The 16849-nt window shown below is 54.1% G+C and carries 17 protein-coding genes; 7 read left to right on the plus strand and 10 right to left on the minus strand.

Annotated elements, in window-relative coordinates; genetic code table 11:
- Nucleotides 1-44: 44 nt before the first annotated feature.
- Nucleotides 45-1013: a tyrosine-type recombinase/integrase gene (locus FLT43_RS02845; RefSeq protein WP_087440508.1), complete on the minus strand. Its 969-nt coding sequence runs from the start codon at nt 1011-1013 to the stop codon at nt 45-47.
- Between the two features lie 282 nt (nt 1014-1295).
- Between FLT43_RS02845 and FLT43_RS02850 the strand changes: the two genes are divergently transcribed.
- The 4 genes from FLT43_RS02850 (at nt 1296) to FLT43_RS02865 (ending at nt 4051) form a co-directional block, all read left to right on the plus strand.
- Nucleotides 1296-1832 carry a superoxide dismutase family protein gene (locus tag FLT43_RS02850; protein WP_087440509.1) on the plus strand — a complete coding sequence of 179 codons (537 nt, stop codon included), beginning with the start codon at nt 1296-1298 and terminating at the stop codon, nt 1830-1832.
- A 401-nt stretch (nt 1833-2233) separates the two neighbouring features.
- The gene (locus FLT43_RS02855; protein WP_087440510.1) at nt 2234-2881 is read left to right on the plus strand and encodes a phosphatase PAP2 family protein; all 648 of its coding nucleotides are present in this window, start codon (nt 2234-2236) and stop codon (nt 2879-2881) included.
- Nucleotides 2878-3450 (plus strand): class I SAM-dependent methyltransferase, encoded by a 573-nt coding sequence (locus FLT43_RS02860; RefSeq protein WP_087440511.1) that lies wholly within the window; start codon nt 2878-2880, stop codon nt 3448-3450. Before FLT43_RS02855 ends, FLT43_RS02860 begins: the two co-directional genes overlap by 4 nt.
- Nucleotides 3440-4051, plus strand: coding sequence for a DedA family protein (locus FLT43_RS02865; protein WP_087440512.1), 612 nt, complete (start codon nt 3440-3442; stop codon nt 4049-4051). Before FLT43_RS02860 ends, FLT43_RS02865 begins: the two co-directional genes overlap by 11 nt.
- On the opposite strand, the gene FLT43_RS02870 is transcribed toward FLT43_RS02865, so the two are convergent.
- Entirely contained in the window at nt 4031-4312 is a 282-nt protein-coding gene (locus FLT43_RS02870; RefSeq protein WP_115057881.1) for a hypothetical protein, read from the minus strand. The two genes, FLT43_RS02865 and FLT43_RS02870, sit on opposite strands and share 21 nt — an antisense overlap.
- A gap of 192 nt (nt 4313-4504) precedes the next feature.
- Here FLT43_RS02870 and FLT43_RS02875 point away from each other — a divergent pair, with 192 nt between their 5' ends.
- Genes FLT43_RS02875 through FLT43_RS02885 form a run of 3 tightly spaced genes read left to right on the plus strand, consistent with a single transcriptional unit; the run spans nt 4505 to nt 9008 of the window.
- On the plus strand, nt 4505-7636 hold the full coding sequence (locus FLT43_RS02875; RefSeq protein ID WP_087440513.1) for a DNA polymerase III subunit alpha: 3132 nt from the start codon (nt 4505-4507) through the stop codon (nt 7634-7636).
- A gap of 2 nt (nt 7637-7638) precedes the next feature.
- On the plus strand, nt 7639-8424 hold the full coding sequence (locus tag FLT43_RS02880) for a DUF72 domain-containing protein (protein ID WP_087440514.1): 786 nt from the start codon (nt 7639-7641) through the stop codon (nt 8422-8424).
- Nucleotides 8421-9008, plus strand: a complete 588-nt coding sequence (locus FLT43_RS02885) for a uracil-DNA glycosylase (RefSeq protein WP_087440515.1) — start codon at nt 8421-8423, stop codon at nt 9006-9008. The genes FLT43_RS02880 and FLT43_RS02885 overlap by 4 nt, the downstream gene beginning before the upstream one ends.
- A 72-nt stretch (nt 9009-9080) precedes the next feature.
- Here the strand turns inward: FLT43_RS02885 and FLT43_RS02890 are convergent, their stop codons facing one another.
- From FLT43_RS02890 to FLT43_RS02925, 8 genes are all read right to left on the minus strand, one after another.
- A complete protein-coding gene (locus FLT43_RS02890) occupies nt 9081-9734 on the minus strand; it encodes an HD domain-containing protein (protein WP_087440516.1) in 654 nt (217 codons plus the stop codon).
- Nucleotides 9735-9787: 53 nt separating this feature from the next.
- A complete protein-coding gene (locus FLT43_RS02895; protein WP_087440517.1) occupies nt 9788-10807 on the minus strand; it encodes a Gfo/Idh/MocA family protein in 1020 nt (339 codons plus the stop codon).
- Nucleotides 10808-10839: 32 nt separating this feature from the next.
- Nucleotides 10840-11934, minus strand: a complete 1095-nt coding sequence (locus tag FLT43_RS02900; protein WP_164776379.1) for a serine hydrolase domain-containing protein — start codon at nt 11932-11934, stop codon at nt 10840-10842.
- Between the two features lie 129 nt (nt 11935-12063).
- Complete coding sequence (locus FLT43_RS02905; protein ID WP_087440519.1) at nt 12064-12573, minus strand: tetratricopeptide repeat protein; 510 nt, start codon at nt 12571-12573, stop codon at nt 12064-12066.
- Nucleotides 12574-12671: 98 nt separating this feature from the next.
- On the minus strand, nt 12672-13727 hold the full coding sequence (locus FLT43_RS02910; RefSeq protein WP_087440520.1) for a serine hydrolase domain-containing protein: 1056 nt from the start codon (nt 13725-13727) through the stop codon (nt 12672-12674).
- A 193-nt stretch (nt 13728-13920) separates the two neighbouring features.
- Entirely contained in the window at nt 13921-14193 is a 273-nt protein-coding gene (locus tag FLT43_RS02915; protein ID WP_087440521.1) for a CD3324 family protein, read from the minus strand.
- A 719-nt stretch (nt 14194-14912) separates the two neighbouring features.
- A complete protein-coding gene (locus FLT43_RS02920; protein ID WP_087440569.1) occupies nt 14913-15782 on the minus strand; it encodes a carbohydrate ABC transporter permease in 870 nt (289 codons plus the stop codon).
- A gap of 66 nt (nt 15783-15848) precedes the next feature.
- On the minus strand, nt 15849-16832 hold the full coding sequence (locus tag FLT43_RS02925) for an ABC transporter permease (RefSeq protein WP_087440522.1): 984 nt from the start codon (nt 16830-16832) through the stop codon (nt 15849-15851).
- Between the last annotated feature and the right edge of the window lie 17 nt (nt 16833-16849).

Below are 16849 nucleotides of genomic sequence, written 5' to 3' on the forward strand. Positions count from 1 at the left end.
TGCGAAGGCAGAATCCGGTGCGGAGCGTTCCATTTCTCTGTTCCTTATCCATTATTTCCATCATGCTCGATTTCAGTTCCCTTCATTCTTATATAAGGAAGCAATCGCTCGACCGCTTCTTGCTTCTGCTTGTCAGATACATGCGTGTAGACGGTCGTCGTCTGAATCGAGGCATGTCCGAGCATATCCTGCACGGTACGGATATCCGCGCCGCTTCGCAGCAGCAAGGTCGCGAACGAGTGGCGCAGCTTGTGGCAGGAATAGGATCGTCCGCGCCCCGGTGTTATGACGCCCTCTTCCGCAGCCAATCCTTCGAACGCCTGCTCGGCGATATATTGAATGTTGCGGATGGACAGGCGGCGTCCTTTTTGCGAGATGAACAGCGCTTCCTCGCCCGCTCGCCACGGCGACAACCGCTCTTCCATAGCGAGTTGAAGCTGCTCCGCAACCGCCGCCGGAAGCGGGACGGTCCGCCATTTGCGCCCCTTCCCGAGCACCTCCAGTGTGTGCCGCTCCGGATGATAATCGCCCACATTCAGCCGATGCACCTCCCCTACCCGCAGGCCGGCATAGGCCATCAGCATTAAAATAGCGAGATTCCGGTTATAATATTTGCCCCCTGCATGCGTCAGCACCGTCTGCAACTGCTCCGGCTCCAAATAGACGGGAGCCCGGTTCATTTCCGTCTTCGACTTCTTCACGCCGAGCGCAGGATTGACGCTTGTCCATTCCAGTTCGTTCAGCGCCCGGTAGAAGCTGGTCAGCGCGCAATGCTTGCGGTTCCGGGTCGCATCGCTGACGCCGGAAGCCTTAACCTGCGCGAAGAAGGCCAGCACCTGCATCTTCGTCACTTCCTCGACGGGCTTGCCGTTCAGCGTACGCAGGAACTGCCTCACATCGCCTATGTAATTGCGCTGTGTGTATTCGGTATACCCCGCATTGGCCATCCATAAGCGGAATCCTTCGAGCGGCTCTTCATACAGCGCGGTTAACTCATGACGGGTCAGATTCATTGCCAATCTATACTCCTTTATCGTCATTCCGCAGCGCCAAAATAACTGCGTATAATGAATATTATACGCAGTTTCTGTTCAGAAGCGCAAACTTCGACAAGCAAAGACAAAGGATCACGAACTTTCGGGGTCGATTATTCCTTTTTTTATAAAGATCCTATATTTCTTGCCGTGACGTAATAAATGAACAATTATAGATGCTGATGCGTATGCGATTGTTATCTTTTTCTAATTATTGTGACACACTACTATATAACGCCGGTTACTAACAAGGAGGTCACTATGAAAAAAATTGCGTTCGTATGTATGTTGGGTAGCGCGCTTATCATAAGCGCCTGCAGCTTCCAAGCGGCAGCCGCCGACGACAATTCGCCCGCTGCAGACGTAAAAATCATTAACACCAAAGGCGAGCAAATCGGAATGGCTAAGCTTATGCAAATCGGGGATAAGGTGCAGGTTACCATCAAGGCGCACAAGCTGCCGCCGGGTCTCCATGGCTTTCACTTCCATTCCGCGGGCCGATGCGATCCGCCGGATTTCAAGACAGCCGAGGCTCATTTCAATCCGCATGATAAGCAGCACGGCTTCGACAATCCGAAGGGCTTCCATGCCGGCGATCTGCCGAACCTCGACGTGGACGCGGACGGCAAGGTTGAAGTGACCATGTCAACCACGGCCGTTACGCTGGAGAAGGGCAAGCCCAATTCGCTTATACGTCCTGGTGGCACAGCCTTAATCATCCATACGCAACCGGATGACTATGTTACCGACCCGACCGGCAACTCGGGCGACCGCATCGCCTGCGGAGCCATTAATTAGCGAGTCCGATACCCGTCACACCGCGAAGGCGCATCCTCGACGATGCGCCTTCCGTGCTGCTTGCCTCTCTGCTCTAGTAGCGGCGAGTCTGTCCTATCCTTTTCCACAGTTCCTCCTTCCTTTCAGAAATAACACTTCAGCGAGCGCAAGCGGGACATTGCCGGATCCATGTCTTCAGGCTGCGTTTTCTTGGGCTGCCGTCCGGCGCAGCTTGCATCTTTAGAAATCATTCAGAATTTCTTCAGAGGGATCTTACTTCTGTCGGATACGATAAGAGCATCAGGAAGTGAGGCAGAGTACGGCCGGACTCGCCTCCCCTTCCTTCATTAGGGAAAGCTTGGATGATCCCCGCTTATTCGGGGAAGATTAGGATATATCATACAAGTTAGGAAGGGATTGTTATGAGACAGAAGATAACTTGGACCCAATACAGGCCCTTGCTCTGGATGCTGGCCATCCCCGTTTTGAATATTTTCTACGGAATTCAGAACCGGCCCGGTCCGCAAACCTATTCTCTATCTACCAGTTGGGATGAACACATTCCTTTTGTCCCGGAATTCATCGTTCCTTACATCGTTTGGTATCCCTTTATCGTGCTAACGATGATTTTTCTGTTCCGCAGACGGCCCTCTGTCTATTATCGAACACTGCTGGCGCTATGTCTTGGACTTGTCATTTGCTATATGATCTACTTTTTCTTTCAGACTACGGTTGCGCGTCCAGACATTGAAGGCTCGGGATTGTTCGATACGTTAGTGAGGATCATTTATTGGACGGATATGCCGTACAACTGTTTTCCCAGCATTCACGTTTTGACGAGCTGTCTCATGCACAGAAGCTCATTTGTGTTCCGGGCGAGGACGCGCCATTTCATCCGCTTCACCGCCGCGGCCATAATATTGTCAACGCTTTTTGTGAAGCAGCATGTGATAGCTGATCTGCTCGCCGGCTGGCTCGTCGCCGTCTTCACGTACTGGATCGCCGGAGGCATCCTCGCCTCATGGGCGAACCGCAAATTACTCAATAAAAGGAGACAAGAGCAAGCATGATACACGAAAAACAGTTATTTTTGCAAAAATTCATTCATCAGCCAAAACAAATCGGCAGCATTATTCCAAGCTCAGTGCTGCTCGCCCGCAGCATGACCGCTGCAATTCCATGGGAGCAGGTGCGGTATGCAGCGGAGCTGGGAGCCGGCACAGGGGCCATTACGGCTCGTATCCAGCAGGTTGCGGCTCCTTCCGCGAAGGTGTTTTTATTCGAGCAGGATCAGATTATGCGTGATCTTCTGACCAGCAGCTATCCCGATTTTTTATGCTATCCGAGCGCGGAAGAGATACTGACGGTTATCCGCACGCATGGTGTCTCTCATCTGGACTGCATTTTGAGCGGCCTGCCCTTTTTCAATTTCCCGCAGACGGTGCGCGATCAGATCCTCAGCCAGATCGAGGCCTCGCTAGCGCCTGGAGGATGGTTCGTCGCCTTTCAATATTCGCTTCAGATGAAAAAGCAGTTGGCTGCCCGCTTCGACATCGAAGATATTAAGTTCGTTCTGCTTAACCTGCCCCCTGCCTTCGTATATGTGTGCCGAACAAAGGGCAATCTCCATGAATGCTGATCTCCTGCTGCATTGGATCGGGCAATTCGGCTATGCCGCCTTATTCCTCGCGCTCTGGCTCGGTATTGTGGGAATGCCTGTTCCCGACGAAGTGATCGTCATGACGGGCGGAGCCGTCTCGGGCATGAATATTTTGCACCCGCTGCCCGCCTTCGTCTTGACCTATCTCGGCGTCGTGTCCGGCTTGTCGGTTGGATTCATGATCGGAAGAGGAATCGGCGTCCCGATTCTCGAACGGCTGCGGCGCAGAAGCCGAGTGGAGCGTTGTCTTGAGGTTGCCGAAGGCTTGATTCGCAAATACGGAAGCCTTGCGATCTGCCTCAGTTATTTCCTTCCGGTCGTCCGGCATGTCATCCCGTATCTGGTCGGCGTGAACAGGATGACATTCAAGCGTTACGCCCTGTATGCCTATTCGGCCGGCTTCATATGGACGCTGCTGTTCTTCAGCATGGGGTGGGCATTGGGGAGCCGGGTGGAAGCCGTCGGTGAGCTCTTGTACCGATACGGCCTCTATGCTGCGGCCTTGATCATCGTGGCAGGAGGTGTATATTGGGTTGTGAAAAATGCCTGGACCAAGAGGTTAAATGATCCAGGCGGTTGAATAGCTAATAGGGGGGATACGCGGGTCGCGGGAGAGGCGGCTCCGGCGGCAATAGCGGCTTGTCCGTTCGTTCGCCCCATGATGCCGGACGACGGCCACACTTGCGCGAACAATCCACAGGCGGATCTGTTCCCGCAAGTGAGCCAGATCGAGCGGTTCCGCGTTCGCTTCATAACCTCGCCGAAATCGATGATATAGACCCGTCCCTTCCGCGTAAGCAGGTTCCATGCCCCCACAGCCGAGCCGGGAATCCACTCTCATATGTAATGAACACCTCCTGATAAAGAATGCAGCCGTATCGAGTCCAAATATCTGGTCAGGCATCCTGTTCGATCTCGGATTGGCCGGTTCACTACGATCGGGAGCTCTTTTATCGGAAATAACCTCCAATGGACAACAACCGCTCCTAACCGTATGATAGAAACAAACGTTCCCTTTTAAAGGAGTGCTGTCATGGGAAAGCTGGGGACTAGCTTCGTACATCTTCACGTTCATACGGAATATAGCCTGATGGAAGCGACCTGCCGCCTGGAAGATCTGCTGCAGCGGGCGGCGGCGTGGAATATGGATGCACTGGCCATCACCGATAAAGGCGGAATCAACGGGATGATTCCCTTTTGCCAGCTTGCGGAGGAATACGGCATTCATCCGATTATCGGCTGTGAAATGCAGGTCGGCGAGTCGGGAGACTCGCTCGTCTTATTGGCCGCTACCAACCGCGGCTACGAGCACATCGTCGCGCAATTGAACGGCGCTTCATTCCATCCCCCAGCCTGCCATGGCGATATTATTGCGCTGAGCGGCGGCTCAACCGGCAGCATCCATCGCCTGCTCGCAAGCGGACGGGCGGATGATGCTGCCAAGCAAGCCCTTCAATATATACAGTGGTTCGGCAGCGGGAACTTCTTCTTGGAGGCACAGCATCACGGTCTGGCAGACGATGATGCGGCGCTTGCGCGGACCGTTCATCTGGCCCAGGCAATGAAGATTCCGTTAGCGGCTACCCATGACGTGCATTACCTCGATCCCGAAGACGCCCCTTTGCTTCACCTGATCCGGCAGCGAAAAACAGAGCCGAATCCGGCTGCTCCCGATGCCACAGGACCGTATTATCTCCCTTCCCCTCATGAAATGAAGGCGAAATTCAGCCATCTGCCGGACGCTGTGGCCAATACGGTCCGAATCGCGGAGCGGTGCCGTTTCCAGCCGGAGCGCGGAAATAACAGGCTGCCAGCCTTCCCCGTGTCCCAGATATGGAGCGCAGATCGCCCTTCATGCTCACACCCCGATCCTGAGGGGACTTACTCTGCCAATCCGCCGCGAAGCGCGGACGAAGCGCTGCGCCAGTTATGCCTGGATGGGTTGCGGCACCGGTTCGGTTCGTCTGGTCAGACGCTTGATCGTCCGGGTGGTACTCATACTCTTGAGCTTGAGCTTAAGCGAATGGACCAAGAGTTGGAAACCATTACGGCGCGAGGGCTCGCCAACTATTTCCTGATTGTGTGGGATATCGTGCGGTATGCGCGGAGCCGGAATATTCCCGTAGGCCCGGGAAGAGGCTCGGCCGCCGGAAGTCTGGTGGCATATCTGCTCGGCATCACCGAGGTGAATCCGATCCTGCACGGCCTGTCCTTTGAACGTTTTTTGAGTCCGGATCGGGCCGACCTGCCGGATATCGATATCGACGTCTGTCAGAGAAGGCGCCACGAGCTGCTGCAATACGTGAAGGACAAATACGGAGAAGAGCGGATTGCTCATCTTGGCGTATTGAACACGTTCGGCGCGCGCGGAGCAGTGCGCCAAGCCGGGACCTATTTGGGCTTGCCCAAAAAACAAGTCGATGTGCTTGCCAAGCTGCTCCCCTCTTTTAGCGGAAGAGGCGGTATCCGCCACAGTCTGGACACCCTGCCGGAGCTGGCCAAGCTGCCAATCGGCAAAGAGCCGTTCAAATCGCTGTTCCAGCTTGCCGAGCGGCTGGAAGGGCTGCCTCACCAGCACGCAGCTCACCCTTCAGGAATCATACTCGGGGATGAACAATTAGCCAGGACCGTTCCTCTGCAGCGGCGGCCGAATGGAGAACCGATGACTCCTTTTACGAAGGAAGATATTAAAGCGATGGGTTTATTGAAAATCGATCTCCTCGGTTTGCGCAACCTAACGATTATTCATGATACACTCGCTTCGATACGCGAACGTACGGGCAAGCTGATCGATTTGAGCGTTACCCCTCTTGACGATCCGGATACGTTCCATGCCGTCGGCAGCGGCAATACCTTGGGCTGCTTTCAGCTTGAAAGTATGGGAATCCGCCGTTTACTGCGCCGAATGCAGCCGTGCAGCATCGGTCATTTAGCCGATCTGCTCGCTTTGTACCGTCCTGGCGCATGGAATGAAGGAATCGTGGACACGTATTTGCGCCGGCATCGGGGCGAAGAGGATTACAAGCTGCTGCTTCCTGTATTGGAGCCCATTCTTGCGCCGACATATGGCTTGATCTTGTACCAGGAGCAAGTAATGGCCATTGCTCAAGCGGTAACAGGCTGCTCCATGGGGGAAGCCGACTCGCTCCGGCGCGCCCTATCCGCGAAATCAGTCGAAGCGCTGTCCCGTCATCAGGAGCGGTTCCTTCAGGGAGCGGCGGCACAAGGCGTGGCGGACAAGCAAGCACTGGCCGTCTTCGACTTTTTGGTGCGTTTTTCCGGGTACAGCTTCAATAAAGCCCATAGCGTGTCCTATGCTTATCTGGCCTATTGGACCGTTTATTTAAAAACGCATTTTCCGAAAGATTATATGGCCTCTTTATTAAGCATGGAGGGCGGGTATTATGATAAAAAAGTATATTTGCGGGAGATCTCCAAAATGGGCCTCTCCCTGCTGGGACCCGATATGAACCGGAGCGGGCTCGGGTTCCATGCGGAAGAGGAAGGGATACGCTGCGGGCTGGATGCCGTTCACGGCTCGGGGCCCGAATCGGTGATTGCGCTGCTGCGCTGCCGTCTCCGCAGCGGGGAATTTCGCACGTTTCCCGAATGGCTTGAGCGGATGCAAGCGAGCCGGATCAAGAGACCGGTGCTCGAAGCCTGGATTGCCGCGGGGGCCTGCGATTGTTTTGGCCTCCACCGCAAGGAGATGATCGCCTATGTGCACGAATTGACGCAGGCAGCAAGCATCGGTGCTTCGGCTGCAGCAATTCCCGATTTTACCGAGACGGAAAAAAGAAAGATGGAAAAGGCATTGCTTGGTTTTTCCTTGCAGCCATCCTCATCGAGGAAATGGAATGATTTTGTGCAGCGCTTCAACATCGTTCCGATTCGGGCGCTATCCGAATGCAGCGATAACGCGCGTGTCCGCATCTGCGGAACCGTCATTCACAGCCGGCGGTATCCGACCCATTCGGGAGAATACGTGCTCACGCTCGTCCTGCAGGATGATACGGATATGATCGAGGTCGTACTGTATCCCGCAACGTACAAGTCTTTCTTATACGAATTGAATCCGAAGGGCATATTACTGGAAGGCGATGTCCGGAAGCAGAACGGGCAGGCGCGCGTCGTAGCAGACAAAATCAAGGCGCTTGGAGGATAACAATGCTACTCATCGGAACGGCTGGCTACAGTTATGAGGATTGGAACGGGGTCTATTACCCGGAAGGCTTGGACAAAAAGGAACGGCTTTCTTTTTACGCCCAGGAATTTCCGTTTACCGAGGTGAACTCATCATTTTATGCAATGCCCAACCGGTTCATGCTCTATCATATGCGGGAGAAAACGCCCGAGCACTTCCAGTTCGTCATCAAAGCCTACCGCGGCATGACACACAAACGGGAAGATAACGAACAGCATTTTCACGATTTTAAGGAAGCGTTGAAGCCATTAATCGAGGTTGACAAGCTGGGATGCGTGCTGGCTCAGTTCCCTACCAGCTTCCGGAACCGGGATGAGAACCGGGATTATTTGAAGGAATTCAAGGAATTGATGGGCGACATTCCGATCGTGGTCGAGTTCCGGCATGAAGAATGGATCGACGAACGGATTTTCGATCTGTTGGAGGAAGAGCAATTGGGTTATGTGTGCGTGGACGAGCCGCAGTTCAAAACGCTTGTTCCGCCGATTATTCGAGCCACCGGCCCAATCGGGTATATCCGGTTCCACGGACGGAATTATAAAAAATGGTGGCATCACAAAGAGACGCATGAACGGTACGACTATTTGTACAACGAGAAAGAGCTTGAAGATTGGGTTCCGAATATTCGCAAGCTTGCCGAGCGGACGGAAAAGACATTCGTTAGCATGAACAATCATTACCGGGCACAGGCCGTCATCAACGGGCGGATGCTGCGCGAGATGCTGAAGGAGGAGGTCGTGCCCACATGATCGCCGGAACCGCCATACCGGAAGATTTGCACACAATCGGTAATCTGGACGCGTTGCATGCCGTCTGTGAGCGTGTCTTTGTGCCGGAGCCCGGAGAACGGCTTGTATTCGGCGAAGGACCGGAGCACGCCCGTCTCCTATTGCTCGGGGAGGCCCCCGGTGCCAATGAAGCTGAGACCGGCCGGCCATTTGTCGGCAACTCGGGAAGACTGCTGAATAAATATTTGCAGAAGGCGGATATTCTCCGGGAGAACGCCTATGTGACGAACGTCATCAAAGTAAGGCCGCCCGGTAACCGGAAGCCAAAAACCTCGGAAGTTACCGATGCGCTGCCGATTCTGCTGCTGGAAATCGAATTGATCGATCCGGCCATCATCGTATGTCTCGGGAGTATAGCGGTACAGGCGCTTGTCGATCGCAAAGCGAAAATTACGGAAATACGCGGAACGTGGGTGGAGAAAGACGGAATCCGGATCATGCCGACCTATCATCCGTCCGCCGTATTTCGCGATGAACAGAAAAGAGAGCTTCTGAAGCAGGATATCTTCTCCGCCGCAGAGGCCCTGAAAAAGCTTGAGCCATAACTGTCAGCAGCCGCTTATGGCTCCTTGGGATTTACTTGCGGCTCTGCTGCAGAATGCCCGTTATTCGAGTCATCACCCATCCTCCGCTTCCCATTCTTTATGGAATTGCTCCAAATAATCGACCATCACGCGATGCCGTTCTGTGGCCAGGGCTTTGCCGCTGTCCGTATTCATGAGGTCTTTCAACTTCAGCAGCTTCTCATGGAAATGATTGATGGCAGTGCCTGTATGGCTCCGGTACTCCTCTTCCGACCGGAACGCCGCTGGCGCCTCCTCCGGATCATGCATCCGATGGCCGGCCCAGCTGGCATAGGCGAACGCGCGCGCAATTCCGATCGCGCCCATCGCATCGAGCCGATCGGCGTCCTGCACGATCTGCCCCTCCAACGTCTTCATCGGCGAATGATGACCGCCGCTGTAAGACAGGTTCGCCACGATATCCATGACATGGGATACCGCAGCCGCGTCAGCGCCGTTCGCCACAAGCCATTCCTTCACCTTGGCGCAGCCCGCCTCCTTCGACGGATTGAACTTGGCGTCCGCCACATCATGCAGCAAGGCGGCCAGCTCGCATACCCCGGCATCCGCTCCTTCTTCCTTCGCGAGCCGGACCGCTAATCGCCGGACACGATGAATATGCCACCAATCATGGCCGCTGCTGTCGGACTCCACCTGCTCACGCACATACGCTTCAGCGCGCGCGATCAGCTCCTGACACGCATCCAATCGCTATCCCTCCCCTGCATAATGGACCGGCGTCTCTACACATCGGCAGCGGCTTAGCTATACTGCGGCCGAATATCCACCCACTCGATAGAGGCCGGATGACGAAGCGCTTCCAGCACGACCTGCGCATCATATCCGTCCTGGAATGTAAAATAACGGGCCGGCTTGCCTTGAATTGCATGGATCACCTGTCTTAACACCGGCAGCGCAGCGGCCGAATCTTGAACTTGCACTGGCTCTAGCGGTTGACCAACCGCTCCCGTAAACAGCTGATCCCAGTTCTCCAACGCAATCGTTCCCTCGGTCCCATACAGAATGAGAGAGACCCGTTCCTCCCCTGCAAATCCGGAAATTCCGTTCACATGAACCGGAATTCCGCTGTCCAGCCGCAAGCCTGCACGGATTCCCGTCTCGCAGCGCCCGTTCTCGGACGGCAGCTCCAGCTCGCTCTGCACATGCGTAATGCGGCCTAGCAGCTTCTGAATGACATGAATCCAGTGGACGCCGACCTCCAACACGAAGCCGCCCTGCTGCCGTGTCCCAATCCATGAATTGTGCTGCCATGACCGCGGCCACTGCGGGAACTGCAGAACCAGATCGAGCTTCCGGATCTCGCCGATCGCCTTCTCCTCCAGCATGCTCCGCACCCGCTCCACCGACGGTTCATCCGGCATCGAGAAGTGAATGGCGTGAACGACTTGCGCCTCGCGGGCTTGCTGCAGAAGCTCTCTCGCTTCCTCCACGCTGTTCGCCAGCGGCTTCTCGCAGAAAATATGTATCTTCCTGCGGAGCGCTTCCATGGCGATCTCATAGTGGAACGCGGGAGGCACGGAGATATACGCCAGATCGACGTCCGTCTCCTCCAGCAGCGCCGCGTAGTCCGAGTACCATGCCGCATGCGGGAAGCTGTCTTGACAGGTATGTTGGAAATGCTCGCGAGCCTGCTCGTTCGCTTCGCAGATGGCCGCAATCTCTATCGCTTGCGCGAATTCCGGCTGAGCCGCCAGGCGCAGCATATATTGTCCCATATGGCCCAGTCCGATGACCGCCATTCTGATTTTCTTGCTGTTCATTGTTCTCTCTCCCTGTTGCATAGTGCAATTATCTATAGTCCCGGCCAGCCACAGGGCTTCCCGATCCGGCGAATCAAGTCGCCTGTCAACGCCTCGTCTTGCAGCTTGCCCGGATCGCAATTGGTCATGACGACGATGCCGCTTCGCAAGCGAGGATACGCCAGCAGCTTGCACTGGAAGCCGACTCCCCAGCCTTGGGAGATGGCACACGGCTCTCCTGCGGCAGACGGAACGAATACCCCCAGTCCTGCCTCATCTGCGCAGCCGCTGCCCGCCAGCATCTGCCGGGCCAGCTCCGGCTGCAGAATCGAGGCCGTGTCCCCGTTCCAGGCTGCCATCACTTCCAGTGCGAGCAGGGCGAGCTCCGTCGGCGTCGACCATAGGCCGGCTGCGGCCAGACAGGGGTAATACGCCCGTGATCCCTCTACGACATGACCCGCTTGATCATGTCCGGCCGAAGCGCTTGCTTTCGCCTTGATTTCTTCCGCGCGTCCAATTTTCGAATCATAATAATTCCAGTAAAACGTCCGCTTCAAGCCCAGCGGCGTCATGACGAGCCGCTCCATCGCAACGGCGAACGGCTCTCCTGTCACATCCTCGATCAACTGTTCAATAACGCAGTAACCGGCATCCGAATAAGCGAATCGGCTTCCCGGCACATTTTGGATATGTACGTGTTCAGCATGATACGGGGTAGCGCCTGTCAATATTTCCTTCACGGCAGGCAGCGGATCGGCCGCGCGGTAGATGCCGAAGCTCCCCGGCGGGTCTACGATCCCGGACTGATGCGAGAGCAGATGACGCATCGTGACCTTCACATCTGCCGTATACGGACTGTCCGGAAGCCGCCACGTCCGCAAATAACGGTTCACCTCAGCGTCCAGCTCCAATACGCCTGCCTGCACTAGGCGGAGCACGCCAACCGCCGTAACCATTTTGCTTATCGAACAGGCATGGAACAAGCTATTCGCGGTTACCTTGCGCGCCGTGCCGGCTTCCAGTTCCCCATAGCTGCCGCTCCATTCCAACCGCCCATTACAGATCAGGGCGATGCCCACGCCCGGCACCTGGTGCTGCCTCCTCAGTGCCTCAATCCCATTGTCGTCCCTATCGATGATGCGCTTCATGGACTCAGCTCCCATTCATCTCGGAATGCAATGCATTGCGCTCCTGACGTAATGCCTCCGCCCCTGCCTTCTGCAGGCATTGGCTATTCCCTCGGCAGGCAAGCATTCCGCCATGGGCGCATACTGACTTCAATTTGGCGATTGCTGGCCGCCTTCATCCCACACCTGGTCCAGCTTGTCGGCATAGAAGCCAATCGCCCGGCTGTAGGCGCGAATGCCTTCGTCTTCCGAAGTGTTCGCCAGCGCAGTCAATAACAGCCGCATCGCCTCCGCGTGCTCGCCCAGATTATACAGCGCCATCGCGTAAAACACGCCAAATTCCTTGCGATCAGGATATTCGCGCATGCCCTGTCCGAGCGTCTCCTTCGCCTCGGCGTACCGCCCCAGTGTACGGTAGGTGCTGCCCAGGCCAAGCAGGGCTCCGGTGCGGTGCTCATCGTTGAGCGGACAGCGCAGCGCCTGTTCGTAATACGGTACTGCCTCCCGTTCCCGGCCGAGATGATCATGCGCCCAAGCGAGCTGGCATAGAATCTCCCCATTGTCCGGTTCATGCCCCAGCAAGTCGGCCAGCAGCGGAATCGCTTCCTCCGCCCGTCCGGCCGCTCTCAGATCGATGGCACGCTGCAGTGCATCATTCATCGGTCGTTCATCCTTTCATCCTAGATCGCACGACTTGGCGCGCTCATCCATTATACCACCTTCTTCCACCCTAGTCAGGCTGTTCTTCTGCCTTTGCTTCACTCTCCCTTCGAATCAGAAGCGACTTCTCCTTCATGAAATAACATCTCATCAAATTTTCTTGCGATCGCCCCGGCCCCCTTCCCGTTATTCGACAATACATGCGCCTGTGCATTCCGTTTAGGATAGAGGGAGGATTGCATTTCAACCCCTGGATCGCTTCCCATCACAAAATATTTGAACACCTCGTTATGAAAGATCAATATCCATACACCAATCCCGTAATATATGTGGTTATCTTCTTTCTGATGAGGAAAGAGCATGATGTCGGTCAACCTTTTCGATAATAGCAAATGATTCATTAGCGCACTCCAGAATTTCTCCAAATCATAAACCGTCGTAAATACGCCTCCATCCGGTCCTCCGATCACAGGCACCGAGTAAATATTGGAGCGCCAGGTATCCCCTTCTTCGATATAACCAACCGCTGTTCGGGCTGGCAATTGATCTAGCCGGTAATACCCAGAATCATGCATCCCGCAAATATTGAAAATATTCAACTCCACATATTCTTGAAACCCTAACCCGGTTATATGCTCGACTATCAGACCTAGAAGGATATACCCCGAGTTGCTGTAGGAAAAGCGCTCTCCCGGAGAAAACTTCATCCGTTTATTTTCGAACAAAGGCAGAAATGATTGGAGCGAAGTTATCGTATACATCGGCAAATTTGTCCACAATTCCTCATATGCGTTTATTTCAGTCATAGTCTCTTCGTCAAAATAATCAGGTATCCCCGAGCTGTGCGTTAACAAATGACGCACGGTAATGCCTGAATGAAATGAAGGAACCGTGTCGGCTATGCAATCGCCTATCAGCGTATCCAACTCCAGGAGCCCTTTTTCCACGAGCTGCAGGATGGCTACGGCCGTAAAAATTTTCGCCCCTGAAGCGATACCGAATCGCGTACTGGCTGTATTGCTCAGCTTCTCGCTGCGATTGGCATAACCATATCCTTGTTCAACAAGTACCTTGTCTTCGCTTTTCATCAGAATAGCGCCGTTGAACGTGCCGTTATCCTTATTGCAGGATTCAATGATCTCTTTCATATTCATGTCAGTAACCTCTCTCTGTTCCGATTTATATCCGTTACCGCCTTATGCCCTACGTCCTTACACCCTTCCCGGCATGCCGTTCTATAAGTTGATTCTATGTCGTCATAACCGATAAGAATAGACTCCAAACAATTTATAACTATTTTCTGCATTCAAAAAGGCTCATCTGCGTATAACAGACGAGCCTGCTCATTTAGGGTGATTTCTTCGAATAAACTATTTTTTTAATACTTTCGCAAGAGAGCGAATAGTAGGTCGAAAGCTCCTCAATGGTTGCTCCTTCGGAAAAATGTTTCTTCATTGCTTCATTTCGACGTGCAAGATAACTTCTATACCCGGATTTCTCTCCCCATTTTTTTCTGACTCCCCTCTGATTAGGGATGTATAGTAAGGTGCCTTGCGCATATTTCTGAATTTCAGCGATCAATGCCTCAGGGAGAATATCATTTGCATTTACATATTTCATTGAGCTCCGCTCCTTAAAGTAATTTAAGGCAGCAAATCCGGCATAACAGTGCCGGTGTTTGCTGTGGGAGCTCTTAATTTTTAGCATAACATATGCATGTACATCACTCATTTCCATTCAAATAGACGACTTGATGCCTGAGTCTAGAATAACCAACTCAAATTCCAATATCAACCACATCATGATTGCTGAAGCTTCTGTGCACAGTCTCGAGGCGCCGTGTTTATGGAACTCGCTTCACCGGTTTTACTTACAATGTCATTGGCGCTGAGATCACGAGCCGGCATTTTTGACAACAATTGATCCTGAGCCAACGGGAGAGTGCGAATAAGGAGCTTAGCATGTACATGCTCCCTGAGCACATGGGTGATTGGTGTCAAGGAATTCTGCATTGTAACCGCTTCTGACCGAAGGGGAGAATGGTACTAAGAGGCTCTGCATATACCTGCCCCTGCCCAAAAGGAAGAACGGTGCCACGAGATTCTGCTATTCCTGTCCTGACCAATCCTATAACACACGTGCTGATTAATTGGGACAGTGCTGCGAAGTAAACTCAACATCCTCACTCTCCTGACCGGATGGGAGAATGCTTGTAAGGCGCCTTCCCCCTAGCCTTCCATCCTGCCGGGCAGCGAAAAAAAGCCCGATGCACAAGCATGCATCAGGCTGACAGTCAAGCCAGGCCAAGTTAAGTCTGATTGAAGCGACAGCAACTCGCCTTATTCCTTAATGGCGCCGATCATGACGCCTTTGACGAAATATTTTTGCAGGAACGGGTACAGCAGCAAAATGGGGACGGTGGCGACGATGATGGTCGCGTACTTGATCGTCTCCCCTATCGGCATCTTGTCAGCCGTCCCCGCCGATGTCAGCATGCTGTCCGTGCTGTTCGTAATCAGAATCTCCCGCAGCACGAGCTGAAGCGGATACAATTCGCGATCGCGAAGGTAGATCATGGCGCCGAACCAGGAATTCCAGTGCCCCACGCCATAGAACAGGATCATGACGGCAATGACCGGCATCGAGAGCGGAAGGATGATGCGGATCATGACGGTAAAGTCGTTCGCACCGTCCAGCTTGGCGGATTCCTCCAGGCTGTGCGGAATCGATTGGAACGCCGTCCTCATAATAATCAGGTTGAAGGCGCTGACGGCTCCCGGGATAATGAGCGCCCACAAGCTGTCCAGCATGCCGAGCCCCGTTACGAGCAGGTAGCTTGGAATAAGCCCGCCGGAGAAAAACATCGTGAAGACGATGAAGAACATGATCGGGTTCTTCCACATGACATTTTGCCGGGACAGGCCGTAGGCGCCAAGCGCCGTCATGAAGACATTAAGGAAGGTGCCTGCACTGACAATGAACAGCGTGTTCAGATAACCGCTCGTAATCATCGGGTTGTCGAACACGAGCCGGTACGCTTCCAGGTTCAGCCCGGAAGGATGCCAGATCAAGCCGCGCTGTTGGACGACCCAGGCCGGCTCGCTGAGCGAAGCGAACAGGACGTAGATGAAGGGATACAGCGTGACGAGACATAACAAGATAAGGAACAGAATGTTGAACACTTCAAAGATGCGTTCGCCGAGCGACATGTTGTTCACCGCATAACCTCCTTGGATCGGAATGAATCGGCGCCATCTGCGCCAGCCCGCTGGCCGTCACCACAGCTTCGAATCGCTTGTCCGGCGGCTGACCGTGTTCGCGAGAATGAGCAGCGCGAAGTTGATGACGGAGTTGAACAGGCCGATCGCGGTGCTGTAGCTGTAGTTCGCTTCGAGAAGCCCTTTGCGGTATACATAGGTGCCGATGACGTCGGCCGTCTCATAGGTGGACGAGTTGTACATCAGCAATATTTTGTCGGTGCTCACGGACATAATGCTCCCCATCTGCAGAATAAGCAGAATGATTACGACAGGCATGATGCCCGGAATCGTAATATGGACGGCCTGGCGCCATTTGGAGGCGCCGTCCACCTTTGCCGCTTCATACAGGGACGGATCGATATTGGAGATTGCCGCCAAATAAATAATCGTCCCCCAGCCGACGCCCTGCCAGATGCCGGAGGAAATATAGAGTGTCCGGAACCATCCCGGCTCCCGCAAATAAGCAACCGCCTCCACGCCGAACCAGCTCAGGATGTTGTTGATTAGACCGTCCCGGGCGAGAAAGTCGACCATCATCCCGACAATGACGACAATCGAGATGAAATGCGGAATGTACGTAATCGTCTGCACCGCCCGCATGAACAATTGATGGCGAAGCTCGTTCAGCATGAGCGCGAGGATAATCGGCGCCGGGAACGAGAAGATCAGCTCGTATAGACTAATCAGCAATGTATTGCGGACGATGCGCCAGAAGAAATGGCTGTTGAAAAATTCTTCGAAATATTTGAGACCGACCCAAGGGCTGTCCAGGAAGCCCAGCGCCGGAGAGTAATCCTTGAATGCGATCTGAATGCCGTACATCGGCCCGTAATGGAAAATCGCGTAATAAGCGACGACAGGCAGCAGCATCAAGTAGACATATTTGTTCAGCTTGGCGTCGCGGATGACCCGCTGCAGGAAGCTCCGGTCCGCTCTCGCGTCCGGACTGCGCTTCGCACGGGAGCGAGGACGCGCCGCCGCTTGCTTGGGGGTAGGCATGCCGATTCCTCCTTCTC

The sequence above is a fragment of the Paenibacillus thiaminolyticus genome (assembly GCF_007066085.1).
Taxonomy (GTDB): domain Bacteria; phylum Bacillota; class Bacilli; order Paenibacillales; family Paenibacillaceae; genus Paenibacillus_B; species Paenibacillus_B thiaminolyticus.